Below are 14971 nucleotides of genomic sequence, written 5' to 3'. Positions count from 1 at the left end.
TCACCACCTCCGCTAAGGCTCCGGTGGTTGCGGGCTTTCCGCTTCAATCCGGCAGCCATTCACCGGCATTATTTCTCTTCAGCTTTCCCCGCATAGTAAAATTGGACATACCAGCAACCAGCTACCTGTAACTTCTAACCAGGCTCCCATCCTCATACTGCCGCTTAATGCGCTTAAATAATTATCTTCATTATATGCTTGATGTTGATAAACATGCGATAGAACATATCCGTCCGTCCCGCAAAAAGCCGTTGTTCCCGGTAAATAACCTGCTGCGCCAATACCTTAAAAAATATGGCCGGGAATTAAAGCTGCCTGCCGGTTATAACGACCTGTTGCGTTTTACCTATTCCATACCCCTTAAAGACAAATTTGGCAAAGAAACTTTTTGGGAAACCGTTACTTACGATATGCGGGAATGGGAATACCTGCGGGAGGCCCTGGTAAACATTTACGCTATTTTAAAAACTGAGGGAGACCTTAGCTACAGCACCCACCTGGATGTTGCCCGTATTGACTTTTGCAGCTTTGGCAACAGCCAGCCCTTCCGCATACGCATTGTAAACAAATTCAACGATAATTACGACCATTACTACATAAAGCAGGCCGATGCCAGCCGTGTTTACGGGCTGGAACTTGAGCACCTGCTATCCCCCAACAGGATTACTTTTATCACCTGGCAAAACACCCTGGTAGAAGAGCATATACCCGGCATTCCGGGCGATGATTTTATTAATAACTACCTGTTTGAAAAAACCACCAACGTAATCCGCTTTGCCAAAGAGTTTGTAAAGTTTAATGAACGTTGTTTTGTACGCCTGCTGGGCGATATGCGCAGTTACAACTTTGTGGTAAACATAACGCCTGATATAGAAGATTTTCAATACCGCATACGTGCCATTGACTTTGACCAGCAGAGCTACGAAGGGCGGAAAAACCTGTACCTGCCGCAGTTTTTTAAAGAGAACAAGCCTTTTGTAGAAGAAGTGCTGAAGCATCTTGACCGCGACAGTATTTCGCAGTACCAGGCCGAGGAAAGAACCATGATGGCCATAAGGTTGGTATCATCCCGTTACAGGGTAAAAGAGCTGCTGGATATTATGCATGATGACAATATTTCCAAAAAAGAAAAGATTGAACAGTTACGCATAGAGCTGGCAGACTATTTTCACCAAACCCTTTACCTGCGCTGCCGCACCATGGGGCAACTGGTTAAGCAGCAGCTAAAACAAACCCTGCGTAAAAGCCTGCTGGTTATACCACGCACCAAAAGCAGGTTTGATGATTGATCAGGTTACCACCCAGCTTAAAACTATATCACTAAAAACATGAGCGTTAACCTGCAGGGTCTCAGTTTCGTGCTTGCAGAATATAAAAGGCAGTTCAACATTCTCATCTTCCCGGATGGTAACAGGGCCATTAAGCTGTATATGCTTTTTAAAATCCACTTCCCCAAGGCTGTACCATTTAAATATGGCCTCCTTGCAACTCCATAAAACAGTTAACAGTTGCGCATTAAATTCAAGGCCGCTTTTTACATACTCCTGTACAAAACTGCGTTCTTTTACATCCAGGAACTTGTGCTGTATGCGGGCCACTTTATCAGATGGTATTTCAATATCAATGCCTACACGCTGGCTGCTGCTTACAACAGCGGCGGCGTAGTTGCCGCAATGCGATATGGAAAAGTGATATTGCTCGTAAGGCAGGTAAGGTTTGCGGGTATCGGCTATAAGAATTTCGTGGTAAGGAAAATCGGGAAATAAATGCTTTAGCAAATACCTGCCTGCCAGGTGTTGCAGGCGTTTGTGCGGGTGGCTTATGCCACGCTGCAACGGAACCTTTTCAGCAAAAAATTCTTCCGGCTCATCTATGTACCAAATACCCAGCCTGGTGGTATCGTTGATATTGTGTTGATAAAACAGGGCCAATTTGTATAAACGCTTTTTACATTGCAGAATTACCGATTTATTTGCACATTATTGGCCTGTACAGGCTGTAAGGTTGCACAGCAGACTAAAAACAATAAATGCTGTTGCACAATGGCCCATAGAGCCTCATCCGCCCTCCGGGCACCTTCTCCTGAAGGAGAAGGGAAAAAAGATGAATTATGTTTGGAACGTACAAGAGTGCGACGCAACGAAAGCCAGATAGCAGCCGTTCTGCCGGGCTCATAAAATTGCTGCAATGGATATTTAAAACATACACCGATGATTCTTTCTGATTTGCGCATACTGGAAGAGATAGAAAAAGGCACCATTAAAATTGAGCCTTATAACCGTGAATGCCTTGGCAGCAACAGCTACGATGTACACCTGGGGGCCTGCCTGGCCACCTACCGTGAGCATATTCTGGATGCCAAAAAGCACAATGAAATTGAATATTTTGAAATACCTGAAGAAGGATTTGTTCTGTACCCGCACATCTTTTACCTGGGTGTAACTATGGAATATACAGAAACCCATGCGCATGTGCCCTTTCTTGAAGGTAAATCTTCTACCGGGCGGCTGGGTATTGATATACACGCTACGGCCGGTAAAGGGGATGTTGGCTTTTGTGGCAACTGGACTTTGGAAATTTCTGTAAAACAGCCGGTAAAAGTGTACAAGGGCATGCCGATAGGCCAGCTAATCTACTTTCCGGTAGAAGGTGAAATTGAAGTAAAATATAACCAGAAGAAAAATGCCAAATACAGCGGGCAACCTAACCGGCCTGTGGAAAGCATGATGTGGAAGAATAAATTCTAACCATTTTACACCTTTCCATTTGTAAAACCACCCTTTGAATACCCGGCTCCGATTTAAGAAAAGCGGGCAATAGTATGCCGTTTAAAAAAATTTATCTATTTTACCACTGAAACATTGGTTAATTGCACGGTTATAGTACCTGTCCATCTATGAAAAAGTAATTATTTCTGCCCTGAACAAATCGTCCCAATATGCGCACTATTGACAAGATTTGCCTGATAGATGATGACCAGTTTTATTTGTTCAGCATGCGCCGCATGATAGAGATAAATCAATTGTGTGGTACCATTGCTGAGTGCAAAAACGGGCAGGAGGCCATTAATTACATCAGTAACAGTTTGGCCAACAAAGAATCTTTGCCGGATGTAATTTTTCTTGATATTAACATGCCCATTATGAACGGTTGGGAGTTTTTGGACGCCTATCAAAAACTCTGTGGAAACTCTAAAAAAACGGGCAAGGTGTATGTTGTAAGCTCTTCTATTGATAGTATTGATAAGGCCAAGGCTAAAACCTATAAAGTTGTTACCGGCTATGTAATAAAACCTGTATCGGTAACGCAGCTAAAGGAATTACTGGTTTAAATATTCTCCGGCTATTTTACCTCACTTTAATTTTCTGAAAGGTTATCCTAAGAATAGCTTACTGCTATACCAACATTAGCTATTGCAAAACTGGCCATTGGCATAGGTTTTGCGCGGCAACAGCACAGCGGCTGATTTCAGGCAAAAAAAGATTAAAAAAATCCGTTTCCTGAAAAAAGACATATATTTGGCGGGCAGGTCAGCAATCTCCAAATCGTCTATCTCCGGCACTGCGTAGCCAATATCTTATCCTGAGAACACCGTCTTTCCCAAATCTTATCTAAAATCTGGTGGTAATTAAATTTTGGCCTTGTTGCGAAGCAGAGCACAACGTGAAGTAGTAATAACCGTGTTACAGAATTAAACTTTGCCGTTAACCCTCTTTTTCAACACCGGCATTTAGATTTTTAGAAAGAAATCAAACCGGTTTCCGGTAACCTACAATCAACCGGCAAACCTGCTATTGCTGATTATGCATACCAGTAGTGTTGAAAACATATTTGACCAAATCCAGCATACACAATTATTAGGATTGTGGCAGTGGAATATTCCTTCAAGGGAAAAATATATGAGCCCGGCATTTAAAAAAATGCTGGGCTATGAGGATTTTGAAATTTCCAATAATGCGGACCTGTGGTTGCAGCTTATTTATAAAGAAGACTTAAGCCGTGTGGTAAAATCTTACCAGGAACATATATCCTCCGGCGGCGAAGTGCCTTACGAAAATACCGTGAGGTATTACCACAAAAACGGCTCTACCATCCATATCCTTTCAAAAGGCCATGTAACGGAATGGGATGCTTTTGGCAACCCCCTTAAAATGGTGGGCTATTATGCTGATGTTACGGGAACCCTGCACCATGGCAGCCAGCAGCAAAAGGAAAATGAACGCTGGCAACAGGTAGCCGATGCAGCACAACTTGCACGCTGGCAATGGAATATTAAAACCGGCGACGTAGAATGGTCTGACGGATTATACCTTTTTACCGGTTACACAAAAGAAGAAATTAAGGCATCATACTTTACATTTTTTCATGTGCTTATCAACAAAGACGATAGCAGCCGTGTATTGCAGGCTATAGACCTGCACATAAAAAAGAATGAACCCTTTAAGCTGGAAATAAGAATGCAGCGCAAGGGCGGGGCGTATGCATGGTATGTTATCGGCGGCAAACTATACACCGATAAATCTACAAAAGAAGAAATTTTGATGGGCTATGTTCTGAATAAACAAGAAGCGCAGCAAAACAAAAAAAATGCTATGCCTAAGGCCTTTGCTTTTAAAGAGGAGCATGTAGGCCTGTCAAATATTGGCGAATGGGTGTACAATATTGCCGATGAGAATATTGTTTGGTCTGCCGAGGTATTTAAATTATTTGAGCTGGGGCCTGATTACAAGCCCAGCTTTGAAAATGTTATAGAACTATATGCTGAAGAATCCCGCCCGTTGTTACAAAAAGCTTTAGGCGATGTGGTTTACCACCAGAAGGAATACGACCTTGACCTTTTATGTATTACCGCCAAAGGACATAAAAAGTGGGTGCGGGAAGTAGGCAAACCTATACTGGATAAAGACGGTAACCTTACCGGCATATTCGGTGTACTGGAGGATATTGACAAAAGAAAAAGAACAGAGTTGTCGCTTACAGAATCCAACAGGCTTATTATCAACAAAAACAAACGCCTCACCAATTTTGCGCATATAGCTGCACATAACCTGCAAACACATGCCAACAACCTGAAGCTAACACTTCAGCATGTTGATTCATCCGATAATGAGGCAGAAAAACTGTTTTTTATGGAAGCGGTTAAAAAAGTTTCCGCATCGCTTAACCAAACCCTTGACCATTTAAATGAACTGGTAAAAGTTGACGGAGAGCTGGAAGAATACAGGGAAACGGTTTACTTTCAAACCGTTTTTGACAATGTTGTTAATGCCCTTAGCCGCAACATCAATGAAACCGCCGCCCATGTACAGGGAGATTTTTCCCGTTGCGCCTATGTTACGTATGTACCGGCCTACCTGGAAAGCATTCTTCAAAACCTTATTTCCAATGCCATTAAATACAGGCAGCCCGGTAAAAACCCGCTGGTGGTGGTAAGATCGTATATAAAAAACGGCTACAAAATACTTTCCATCAAAGACAATGGCCAGGGTATTGACCTTGATAAGCATGGAAGCAAAATTTTTGGGCTGTATAAAACATTTCATCAAAACCCTGAAGCCCACGGCATTGGTCTTTTTATGACCAAAAACCAGGTAGAAGCCATGGGTGGCTCCATACAGGTTGAAAGCGAGCCTGGCATAGGAACAACTTTTATCATTCAATTTAACGAAACTGAAGATGCGTAAAATTGCAACCGCGTGTATTATAGATGACGACCCCATCTATCAATACACTATGAAAAAGATCATTGAGAAATACGAGCTGTGCAACCGTATTCTCGAGTTTAAAAACGGTTTGGAAGCCATTAACTACTTTAAAAATGTAAACGATAAAAACCTGTTGCCCGAGTTGGTTTTTGTTGACATTAACATGCCGGTAATGGATGGTTGGGGGTTTCTGCAGCATTTTATGCAGTTACCCTATATACCGGAAAATAACATGACAGTGTATGTAGCCAGCTCGTCTGTAGATATAGCGGATATGAACAAGGCAAAATCTTTTTCGTTTATCAGGGATTACATCGTTAAGCCGCTTTCTATAGAAAAGCTTAAGCACCTGTTTTCCAAAGCGGCCTGAGCAGGCATTACATGGCAATTCAAGCATAACCCCTCTTAATAGTTCCTGGTATCTATCACGTAAAGATTGAAGCCTGCAAAGGTTTCAATCTTTTTTTTAGCCCCGCTACGATATTTAACCAACAGTAAAGCCGCCGGTTTAAAACATTATGCAATCAATCCTTTCACCACATTGCCAGCTACATCTGTTAACCGGTAGCGGCGGCCTAAATGCTTGAAAGTTAACTGTTCGTGGTTAAGCCCCATCAGCGATAAAATGGTGGCATGAAAATCATGCACATGCACAGGGTCTTTGGCAATGTTGTAACCAAATTCGTCGGTTTCGCCATATACGCCCGGTTTAACGCCACCGCCAGCCATCCAAACGGTAAAGCACCGTGGGTGATGGTCCCGGCCATAGTTTTCTTTGGAAAGGGCGCCCTGGCAATAGTTGGTACGGCCAAACTCCCCACCCCATATTACCAGCGTTTCATCCAGCATGCCCCTTTGTTTTAAATCAGTTATCAGCGCGGCGCTGGCCTGGTCAACATCTTTACACTGGCTCCTTACTTCAGCGGGCAGGTTGCCGTGGCTATCCCAACCCTGGTGATACAACTGCACAAAGCGAACGCCATTTTCACTAAGCTTGCGTGCAAGCAGGCAGTTGGCGGCAAAAGTACCCGGCACCAGGCAGTCTGGCCCATACATTTTAATAATGCTTTCCGGCTCCTTACTCATGTCGGTAATTTCCGGCACTGCTGTTTGCATGCGGTAAGCCATTTCGTACTGCTGCACTTTGGCATTTATTTCGGGGTCGCCAAATTCGGCATAAGAGGCCTGGTTAAGTTCACTCAGTTTATCCAGCATCCTTCTGCGGTCTTCTTTATCCATACCCTCGGGGTTGGCCAGGTAAAGTACCGGGTTTTCGCCGCTGCTAAACTGCACACCCTGGTGTACGCTGTCTAAAAACCCGTTCGTCCACAGCTTGCTGTATACACCCTGGCCGTTACCCTTGCCTTTTGACAACAGTACACAATAGGCAGGCAGGTTTTTATTTTCGCTGCCCAGCCCATAGCTAAGCCAGGCGCCCATGCTGGGCCGGTTGCCTACCTGCGCACCGGTTTGAAAAAAAGTAAGCGCAGGGTCGTGGTTAATGGCTTCCGTCCACAGGCTTTTAATAATGCAAAGGTCATCTACCACGCTGGCGGTGTAAGGCAGTGTTTCGCTAATCTGTGCCCTTGCCTGCCCATACTCCCCAAAACGAAAAACAGTACCAGCCAGCGGAAACTTGGCCTGGTCAGCCGTCATTCCCGTAAGACGCTGGCCCATACGTATGCTGGCAGGTAAATCTTCGCCCTGCATTTTTTGCAGCAGGGGTTTATAATCAAACAAATCCAGTTGAGAGGGGGCGCCGTTCTGAAACAGGTAAATAATGCGTTTGGCCTTTGGCGCAAATTGCGGCAGGCCGGTTAACACGGTTTCTTCTTCGCTCTTGCTGAACAAATCAGGTATCAGCAACGAGCCCAATGCCACACTGCCTAACCCCAGGCTCATGCGGGATAAAAAGCGGCGGCGGTTCATATTCAGGCCGTGTTCAAGAATTTCTTTTTGCATAGTGCAATAGTTAGGATCATTTTAAAATGGCGCCCATAGCTTACGGATTTAAAACAGTTTGGGGCTTTCGGCTTTTGTCCATTTCCATACTTCGGTTCCGGCTATCCGTTACAACTCCGCCACAAAAGCCCGACGCACAAAGCCTTCAGCGGGGTTTTCACTTCTATCCGGCAGCCATTAAGCTGTATAACCCGGCCCGGCAAGCTAAAGCGGTCATAACATCATTACATCCGTTTTAACATCAAAAGCAAATCAGCCTTTGGTTATCGTTTCTTCCAGGTTGTATATGGTGCTGATGGTTTTCATCAACGCTGCCACCTGGTTGGCATCCAGCTTTTCATCACGGGCATATTCGCCTACTTTCAAAGTAAGGGCGGCATCCAGTTTTTTATCCTTGTACAGCTTTAATTGTTCTTCGTAATAGCTGTTCAGCACCTGCAGTTCTTTTTCGTTGGCCTTCCTGGAAACAATCAGTCGAAACGCTTTGGCTATTTTGTCTTTAGTGGCGGTCTGTTCCTTGTTCAACACTTGCGATAAAACCCTGGATGCTTCCAGCACCGTGGGGTCGTTCATCATAATCAAAGCCTGCAGGGGCGTATTGGTTTTGCTTCGTTTAACCTCACACTGGTCACGGTTGCTGGCATCAAACATAATCATGGATGGTGGTGGTACCGTAAGCTTAATGAATGTGTACATACCACGGCGGTACAGGGCATCTCCATGGTCTTGCTTGTAGGTGGCCAGTACGCCGCGGCCAGATGTGGCCATCTCCCACAAGCCTTTGGGCTGGTAAGGCTTTACACTTGGCCCGCCGATGGTTCTTACCAGTAAGCCGCTGCTGGCCAACACCAGGTCTCTTACAAACTCGGCAGACAGGCGGAAACGCGGCCCACGGGAGAGATAGATATTTTCGGGATCTATGCTTAGTTTGTCTTCGGTTACCTTAGAGGATTGGCGATAAGTGGCGCTCATTACTATTTGCTTTACCAGGCGTTTTATATCCCACCCATGTTCCATAAAGTCAACGGCCAGCCAATCCAGCAATTCAGGGTGGGATGGCAGTTCTCCCTGCATACCAAAGTCGCCGGTGGTTTTAACAATGCCCCTTCCAAAAAAGTCCTGCCATAACTGGTTAACATATACCCTTGCCGTAAGCGGGTTGTTTTTGTTCACCGTCCAGGCGGCCAGGCCCAGGCGGTCACGGGGGTATTGGGCTGTATCAAAACTCATAACCGCCGGCAGTGCGGCAGGTCTTACTTCATAGGTAGGCGCATCATACACACCCCTGTTCAATACATAGGTTTTACGCAGGGTATCCTGGTCGCCCATTACAGAAACCGTAAGGCTGCCGGTATCTTTAAAATTGATGAAGCTCATCAGTTTTTTCCTGTCCTCATTATCTATAGTCAACAACGGGTTCTTTGCCGGCTTAGACTGTGAAACATCCCCCTCGTACCCAACTTCTTTGGTGTTATTGAAAAAGGCAAAGAGTGAGTAATAATCTTTCTGGCTAAAGGGGTCGTACTTATGATCGTGGCATTGGGCGCATTCTACCGTAAGCCCCATGATGCCTTTGCTGTAGGTTTTTGTTTTGTCAAGTATATACTCAATGCGGTATTCTTCGGGAATAACGCCGCCCTCCTCCGTGTATTTGTGGTTACGGAAAAAACCGGTCGCCAATATTTGTTCCTTGTTAGCATCAGGCAGTTTATCGCCGGCCAACTGCCAGGTAATAAATTTATCGTAAGGCAGGTTTTCGTTAAAAGCGTGTATCACCCAATCCCGCCAGGGCCACTGGGTGCGTATATTATCATCCTGGTAGCCATAGCTATCCGCATAGCGGGCCACATCCAGCCAGTGAACCGCCATCTTTTCACCGTAAGCAGTGCTTTGCAATAAGCGGTCAACCGCTTTTTCGTAAGCATTGTCGCTTTTGTCGTTTAAAAAATCGTCCATCATTTGCAGGGATGGTGGCAGGCCAGTTAAGTCTTCAGAGATTCTTTTCAGTAAGCGCTCCTTATCTGCTTCTCCGTTGGGCTTTAAACCCATCTCGTCCATCTTTTTAAATGTAAAATGGTCTATTTCGTTTTTTGCCCACTTATCGTCATCCAGTTTTGGTACTGTGGGTTTTTGCGGGGTAGAAAAAGCCCAGTGGCGCTCATATTTAGCGCCCTGTTCAATCCATTTTTTCATTAGGGCTATTTCATGATCTGTAAGTGCCCCAAGGTGAGATTCCGGGGTAGGCATTTGGTAAGTGGGATCAACAGAGCTTACGCGTTTAAATAATTCGCTTTCTTCAGGCTTGCCTGGCACAATGGCAAAACCGCCTTTGGTTTCTTTAAGAGGCGCATAAGCAGAGTCAGCAATGTCCAGCCTTAGTTTTGCTTCCCGCTTGTTGGCGTCAGGGCCATGGCAGGCAAAGCATTTATCCGATAAAATGGGACGTATATTAAAATTGTAGCTTACCGTTTCGGGGATAGCCTGCCCGCTTTTTTGATTATTACAGGCAAAGGTGAAAACACTAATACTTATCACCATCAACAACACAACTGATGTAATCCTTTTAGGCATCGCAAGCATAATTAGACGGGTAAGTTACAACAATTGAAGTGCTTAAGCGGCGCGGCTATTTGAATATTTAACAGGCAGGACAAAATATGCAAAGAAATGGATAAGATATTCCAGATAGAGGTGCGGCACAATGCCATTAAGTTAAGGAACGAATGTCAGGTTGAGCTTGTCGAAACCGGGTTATGCAAGCCACTTTTTCACCAATCCGCCTTCAACAGGTTCAGGCTGACAGCTCAACTTAATGACATTGGGGTGCGGCATGCCTGTGTGGTTTCAGGCTTTGCCAAACTTAAAGGCTAGTTTTTTAATTACCCCGGCAACCCGCCCCCCTAATTAAAATAGAGCTTAAAACGTAGCCAGGGGTTGCATGAATACATTCTTTACGGGCAGAAAAAAATGCTGCTGGATAAGTTGAAGCACTACAAGATAATGTGATAAAAAACTTTCTGTACAACAGCTTTGTAAAGAGTTACGCTGTGTAACCATCGCGCCAGGGATTGCAGCGGATACCCCGGTGAAGGCATTGTGCCCGGGCTTTTGTGCCGGAGTATGAGCGGAAAGCCCGGTGCCCTTGCGATAGCTTGGGCAGGCGCCCTGATGATTCTTGTTTCTGTGCCGCCCAAATACAAAAGCACCCTGCAAATGCAGGATGCCTGTTTGGGGGTTTTGACATGAAACATTTTTAATAACGCCGTTTACGACAACACCGTAACCAGGCTTTTGATGATGGCGCCCAGCTTTACGGCTTCGTACACCCGTGCTTCGCTGCTGCCATGCTGCAATACCGATTGCTCGTGGGATGTTACACACATTTCGCAACCGTTTACCGCGCTGATAACAAGACTTAACAGCTCGAAGAATTCTTTGCCCAGCACGGGGTTCATCATAATGCTCATTTTAATACCGGCCGGCTGCGTGCTGTAATACTCTTTGTTTACAAAATGGCGGAAACGGTAAAAAATATTATTGGCATTCATTAATGATGTGCAGGCTGTAACCTCGGCCAGCTCCGCATCTGTTGCGCCTTCCTGCTGCGCCAGTTGGGTAAGGCTTTCCTTCAGTAAATCATAACGTTCGTTAATGGCCACGCCAAGGGCCAGCAAAAGGGCCTCTTTTTTAGACAGGTATTGCGTGTTGTTAATAACGTTGCTTACGTTTATTTTAAGGTCTTTTATGTAACGGTGCTCAACATTCAGCAATGTTTCGGCATTGGCAGAAGGTATGTAGCTGCCAAGCTGTAAATCATTCAGGAGATTAGCGAATGTTTCGTTCTGTATAGCTGTTGTGCTGCTCATGATTATCTTATAGATTTTAAAAGAAAGGCAGATGTGTTACACCTGCCTTTGATATGTGACTTATAACCCTTGCTTTTAATTGAGGCTTAACTGCGCAGTTAAAGTTTCCTCGCCTTTTTTCCAGTTGCAGGGGCAAAGCTCGTCTGTTTGCAGGGCATCCAGCACACGCACAACTTCCTGTACGTTGCGGCCAACATTAAGATCGTAAACGCTTACCCAGCGAATGATGCCATGTGGATCTATGATAAAAGTAGCACGGTAAGCTACTTTTTCATCCGCATCTAAAATGCCCAGCTCTTCAGCAAGTGATTTGGAAGTGTCGGCCAACATAGGAAACTTAAGATCGCGAAGGTCGCTATGGTCTTTTCTCCAGGCCAGGTGTACAAATTCTGAATCGGTAGAAGCACCGATTACAACCGCGTCACGGTCGGAAAATTCGCTGTTCTTTTTATTGAATTCAGCTATTTCTGTGGGGCACACAAAAGTGAAATCTTTGGGCCACCAAAATAACACTGTCCATTTGCCTTTTGCAGAAGCAAATTCATGCGTTATTTCTGCAAACTCTTTTCCCTTTTCTAATGATACTACCGCTTTCTTCTTAAATACCGGTAACTGGCTGCCTGTTGACAATACCCTGTTGCTCATATAATTTTCAGTTTTTATACTTATTAAACAATGTGCTTGTAAAATCTTCAGGGATGGCGAGCAAACGTAGTTGTAAAGAATAGAGTTGCAAATATGAGGCAGCAAGATTGAAGACACAATTTATTGTTTCTATAATTTGATAGATAAAAACGATTAATTTGAGCTATATTTTTTCCTGCAACAGCAAAGCAGTACAGGCATTGGCCAACAAAAAACGGGTTGCTCCATCTGCATTTTGCAGGTACACAATGCCTGCATCAATTAGTGACACCGCAGCTACGGGATTGTTATCCTTATCACGAAACTCGAACCCGATACCCCGCATGGGCAAACCAGTTGGCTTGCCATTTTTGCCAGCCAGCCTGTTGATGGGAACAATAGTAAAATAATTGCTTTTAGATTGTGCCAGCAGGCCGCGGTAAGAAGAAGGGCTAACCTCCGCAGCCTCGTTATCCACCAGCATTTCCCAGGGTTTATCGCTGCCATTACTGTATAGCTGCACATAGTAGTTGTTACGGCCACGTTGATCGCCCATATTTATCTCGGTCATAACGCTCATGATGCTGTTGGGGTTATTGCCAATTACCAGGCTGGTAGCCTCCATATTAGAAACGCAGAACACATCAGACTCTGCTCCCTTACCATCCGCAAGAGAAAAATGAATGGTTTGGTTTTTACTAACATATTCCATGGAAATACGGTTTGTAATATCTCCTGCGGGGTTACGCTTAGCCCAGCCGCTGCTGAAGGCGGATTCTTTTGTCCATGACCGCTTTACCTGCGTGGTTTTGTATTCCGCAAAGCTTAGCTGTTGGTTTATCAGCAGGCCCTGGCGGCCTTTAACAGCGTATTCCACCGGGTTAATCCAGTTATTGTCAAGTGCAATTTTAGCGGATGTGCAACCGGTAAAAATCAAAACAGTAAAGGCGATGAATATTCTTTTCATAAACTTTTTTTAGGAGTGGTAAAAATGTGCACAACGGGAGTTAAAGAAATGAAAAAGATGCAGCAACTGGTAACAACACTACACAGAATGCTTACTGTATTTGCACAAATTTGTAAAAGGGTTTTACCTGCCTGTTGATGAACTCACCCGCAGAACCTCCGCTATTTATTACGCTTAAAAATGCCTGCCACTTTTTTAGCGGTACTTTTTGGTATTGATATACTTTGTGGTTGCTGAATTCCGCCTCAATTATGCGCCGGCCAGCCGAATAATTTATCATTACCAGCGCTTCTGAATGCAGGTATATGGCAGTATCCGCCGGCAATCTTGCGGGCATAAATGTTTTATACAAACAGCTTTAAAAACTGTACCAAATTCCAGTTCATTCAGAATAAATTACCGTTCATTACCTAACAGCCATGCCACTTTTTTAAATGACTGATTTTTACAGCCGTATGGATTTAAAAAGAAAGGATTATGAAGCAAACCTTAAAAAACACCCTGGCCGTAATAACAATTTGCTTTGCGCTGGCATGCCTGCCTGCCTATAGCCAGCCGGTGAAAAAAGAAACAACAGCCGCCAATACAGTTTACAAAGGATATTGGGTAATTGAAAACAACCGGCGGGAGCCAGACCATGCCATTATTTACTTTTATACAGAAGAAGGTACCCTTATTTACAAAGAAACCGTACATGGCATAAGGCTTAAAATAAGCAGGAAACTAAAACAGCGGCTTGATACAGCCCTCGGCAAAGTAGTGGAAGCCCACGAAAAAAACCAACCATTGGAAAACGAGCGGGAAATTGTATTGGCCATCATCGGAAAATAACTACCAACCTGTTACCAGCAAACGCCTGGCTGCTTTAACAGAACAGTTTTGATACTGGCTGTATGCCTGCGCTGCCCGCTGCCTCACCGTTTCGGCAGGTTCATTTTTTATCCATGCTTCCACTGCATCGTGCAGGGTATAAGCCTCCGGCGCCATAAGGCCTGTTGACCATAACAACGGGCTTGCATGAGTAGCCTTTATATGGGGGCCAAAATAGTTTTTACTGATACATGCCAACACGATGGCTTCACGTTTAAGTGTATCACAGGTTTTGAATGAGCCAGTTAAGGCAAAATCCATCAACCCGTCGTGGCCTATGTAACTAACCAGGTTAGCACTGCCGGCCATAAAAATCTGTTGCCCCGCAACCGTTAAAGAATCTGTTTTTATACCTGCGCAACTCTTCAAAAAATCTTCTGTGCACAGGCGGATGTACTCACCATCATACGCGTCTGCCACCAGCCAGGTATTGTTTTCCGCATGCCTGAAAACACAACGCTCTATAATGTGGCTGGCTGGCCTGGGGTAGGTTGCAACAAGCTTCCACCTCTTGCTTTTTTTAAAGTACGTTTTAATGCCATAATTGCAGCCCCAATACAGGTTATGCCCGGCATCCTGGCCATTACCTATCGCTTTGGGCACAGGCACAATACCCTGGTACTTGTTATCGCAAAGCGCCACAAAAACATGCACCATTTTTTGTCCTTGCAGCCTTTTGGCAACAGGAAGTTTCAGGGTATCTTTTTTCGCAACAACAGGCTGATGGTGTGGGCTGCTTTTACAGTTTACCAATAATCCCAAACAAAAAAGCAGGTATAAAGGTCTCATAACAATGTAGTTGCCGTTTAGGATGCACTGGCAAAACTAATCCATACCACCAAAGTGCTTTTTTAAGCAGTATTTTTTGGCGAAAGTTTAGGGGGTGCCCCCAAGCTGCGCAAGGGGTCGGGCTTTCCGCTCATACTCCGGCACAAAGCCCGGGCTGCAAAGGCCTCACCGGGGTATCCGCTTCAATC

14 protein-coding genes are annotated in these 14971 nt (G+C 44.7%); 6 read left to right on the top strand and 8 right to left on the bottom strand.

Annotated elements, in window-relative coordinates:
- The first annotated feature begins 194 nt into the window (after nucleotides 1-194).
- Complete coding sequence (locus tag F0364_RS27430; RefSeq protein WP_153801020.1) at nucleotides 195-1289, top strand: hypothetical protein; 1095 nt, start codon at nucleotides 195-197, stop codon at nucleotides 1287-1289.
- On the opposite strand, the gene F0364_RS27425 is transcribed toward F0364_RS27430, so the two are convergent.
- On the bottom strand, nucleotides 1290-1931 hold the full coding sequence (locus F0364_RS27425) for a 4'-phosphopantetheinyl transferase family protein (RefSeq protein WP_153801019.1): 642 nt from the start codon (nucleotides 1929-1931) through the stop codon (nucleotides 1290-1292).
- 279 nt (nucleotides 1932-2210) lie between these two features.
- On the opposite strand from F0364_RS27425, the gene dcd reads away from it, so the two are divergent.
- From dcd to F0364_RS27405, 4 genes are all read left to right on the top strand, one after another.
- Nucleotides 2211-2747, top strand: a complete 537-nt coding sequence (gene dcd / locus F0364_RS27420) for a dCTP deaminase (protein ID WP_153801018.1) — start codon at nucleotides 2211-2213, stop codon at nucleotides 2745-2747.
- 191 nt (nucleotides 2748-2938) lie between these two features.
- Nucleotides 2939-3331 carry a response regulator gene (locus F0364_RS27415; protein WP_153801017.1) on the top strand — a complete coding sequence of 131 codons (393 nt, stop codon included), beginning with the start codon at nucleotides 2939-2941 and terminating at the stop codon, nucleotides 3329-3331.
- 472 nt (nucleotides 3332-3803) lie between these two features.
- Entirely contained in the window at nucleotides 3804-5684 is a 1881-nt protein-coding gene (locus tag F0364_RS27410) for a sensor histidine kinase (RefSeq protein ID WP_153801016.1), read from the top strand.
- Nucleotides 5677-6075 carry a response regulator gene (locus F0364_RS27405; protein WP_153801015.1) on the top strand — a complete coding sequence of 133 codons (399 nt, stop codon included), beginning with the start codon at nucleotides 5677-5679 and terminating at the stop codon, nucleotides 6073-6075. The genes F0364_RS27410 and F0364_RS27405 overlap by 8 nt, the downstream gene beginning before the upstream one ends.
- Before the next feature lie 146 nt (nucleotides 6076-6221).
- Here F0364_RS27405 and F0364_RS27400 read toward each other — a convergent pair whose 3' ends face one another.
- From F0364_RS27400 to F0364_RS27375, 6 genes are all read right to left on the bottom strand, one after another.
- Nucleotides 6222-7667 (bottom strand): DUF1501 domain-containing protein, encoded by a 1446-nt coding sequence (locus F0364_RS27400; protein WP_153801014.1) that lies wholly within the window; start codon nucleotides 7665-7667, stop codon nucleotides 6222-6224.
- Between the two features lie 252 nt (nucleotides 7668-7919).
- Complete coding sequence (locus tag F0364_RS27395) at nucleotides 7920-10238, bottom strand: PSD1 and planctomycete cytochrome C domain-containing protein (protein WP_153801013.1); 2319 nt, start codon at nucleotides 10236-10238, stop codon at nucleotides 7920-7922.
- Between the two features lie 695 nt (nucleotides 10239-10933).
- The gene (locus F0364_RS27390) at nucleotides 10934-11533 is read right to left on the bottom strand and encodes a carboxymuconolactone decarboxylase family protein (protein WP_153801012.1); all 600 of its coding nucleotides are present in this window, start codon (nucleotides 11531-11533) and stop codon (nucleotides 10934-10936) included.
- A 75-nt stretch (nucleotides 11534-11608) separates the two neighbouring features.
- A complete protein-coding gene (locus F0364_RS27385; protein ID WP_153801011.1) occupies nucleotides 11609-12178 on the bottom strand; it encodes a peroxiredoxin in 570 nt (189 codons plus the stop codon).
- Between the two features lie 163 nt (nucleotides 12179-12341).
- Entirely contained in the window at nucleotides 12342-13124 is a 783-nt protein-coding gene (locus F0364_RS27380; protein ID WP_153801010.1) for a hypothetical protein, read from the bottom strand.
- Between the two features lie 91 nt (nucleotides 13125-13215).
- A complete protein-coding gene (locus F0364_RS27375) occupies nucleotides 13216-13461 on the bottom strand; it encodes a KTSC domain-containing protein (protein WP_153801009.1) in 246 nt (81 codons plus the stop codon).
- A 140-nt stretch (nucleotides 13462-13601) separates the two neighbouring features.
- Between F0364_RS27375 and F0364_RS27370 the strand changes: the two genes are divergently transcribed.
- Complete coding sequence (locus F0364_RS27370; RefSeq protein WP_153801008.1) at nucleotides 13602-13955, top strand: hypothetical protein; 354 nt, start codon at nucleotides 13602-13604, stop codon at nucleotides 13953-13955.
- Here F0364_RS27370 and F0364_RS27365 read toward each other — a convergent pair whose 3' ends face one another.
- Nucleotides 13956-14783 (bottom strand): hypothetical protein, encoded by an 828-nt coding sequence (locus tag F0364_RS27365; protein ID WP_207632908.1) that lies wholly within the window; start codon nucleotides 14781-14783, stop codon nucleotides 13956-13958.
- Nucleotides 14784-14971: the final 188 nt, after the last annotated feature.

Source organism: Foetidibacter luteolus, from assembly GCF_009650435.1.
Lineage (GTDB): Bacteria > Bacteroidota > Bacteroidia > Chitinophagales > Chitinophagaceae > Foetidibacter > Foetidibacter luteolus.
Note: the sequence above shows the minus strand (reverse complement) of the source record. Positions and strands in the feature narration are given on the sequence as shown.

What these genes read in the sequence shown, in the direction of transcription:
- F0364_RS27430 (WP_153801020.1), top strand. Translation starts at nt 195, where the DNA reads ATGCTTGATGTTGATAAACATGCGATAGAACATATCCGTCCGTCCCGC.
- dcd (WP_153801018.1), top strand. Translation starts at nt 2,211, where the DNA reads ATGATTCTTTCTGATTTGCGCATACTGGAAGAGATAGAAAAAGGCACC.
- F0364_RS27415 (WP_153801017.1), top strand. Translation starts at nt 2,939, where the DNA reads ATGCGCACTATTGACAAGATTTGCCTGATAGATGATGACCAGTTTTAT.
- F0364_RS27410 (WP_153801016.1), top strand. Translation starts at nt 3,804, where the DNA reads ATGCATACCAGTAGTGTTGAAAACATATTTGACCAAATCCAGCATACA.
- F0364_RS27405 (WP_153801015.1), top strand. Translation starts at nt 5,677, where the DNA reads ATGCGTAAAATTGCAACCGCGTGTATTATAGATGACGACCCCATCTAT.
- F0364_RS27400 (WP_153801014.1), bottom strand. Translation starts at nt 7,667, where the DNA reads ATGCAAAAAGAAATTCTTGAACACGGCCTGAATATGAACCGCCGCCGC.
- F0364_RS27395 (WP_153801013.1), bottom strand. Translation starts at nt 10,238, where the DNA reads ATGCCTAAAAGGATTACATCAGTTGTGTTGTTGATGGTGATAAGTATT.
- F0364_RS27390 (WP_153801012.1), bottom strand. Translation starts at nt 11,533, where the DNA reads ATGAGCAGCACAACAGCTATACAGAACGAAACATTCGCTAATCTCCTG.
- F0364_RS27385 (WP_153801011.1), bottom strand. Translation starts at nt 12,178, where the DNA reads ATGAGCAACAGGGTATTGTCAACAGGCAGCCAGTTACCGGTATTTAAG.
- F0364_RS27380 (WP_153801010.1), bottom strand. Translation starts at nt 13,124, where the DNA reads ATGAAAAGAATATTCATCGCCTTTACTGTTTTGATTTTTACCGGTTGC.
- F0364_RS27375 (WP_153801009.1), bottom strand. Translation starts at nt 13,461, where the DNA reads ATGCCCGCAAGATTGCCGGCGGATACTGCCATATACCTGCATTCAGAA.
- F0364_RS27370 (WP_153801008.1), top strand. Translation starts at nt 13,602, where the DNA reads ATGAAGCAAACCTTAAAAAACACCCTGGCCGTAATAACAATTTGCTTT.
- F0364_RS27365 (WP_207632908.1), bottom strand. Translation starts at nt 14,783, where the DNA reads ATGAGACCTTTATACCTGCTTTTTTGTTTGGGATTATTGGTAAACTGT.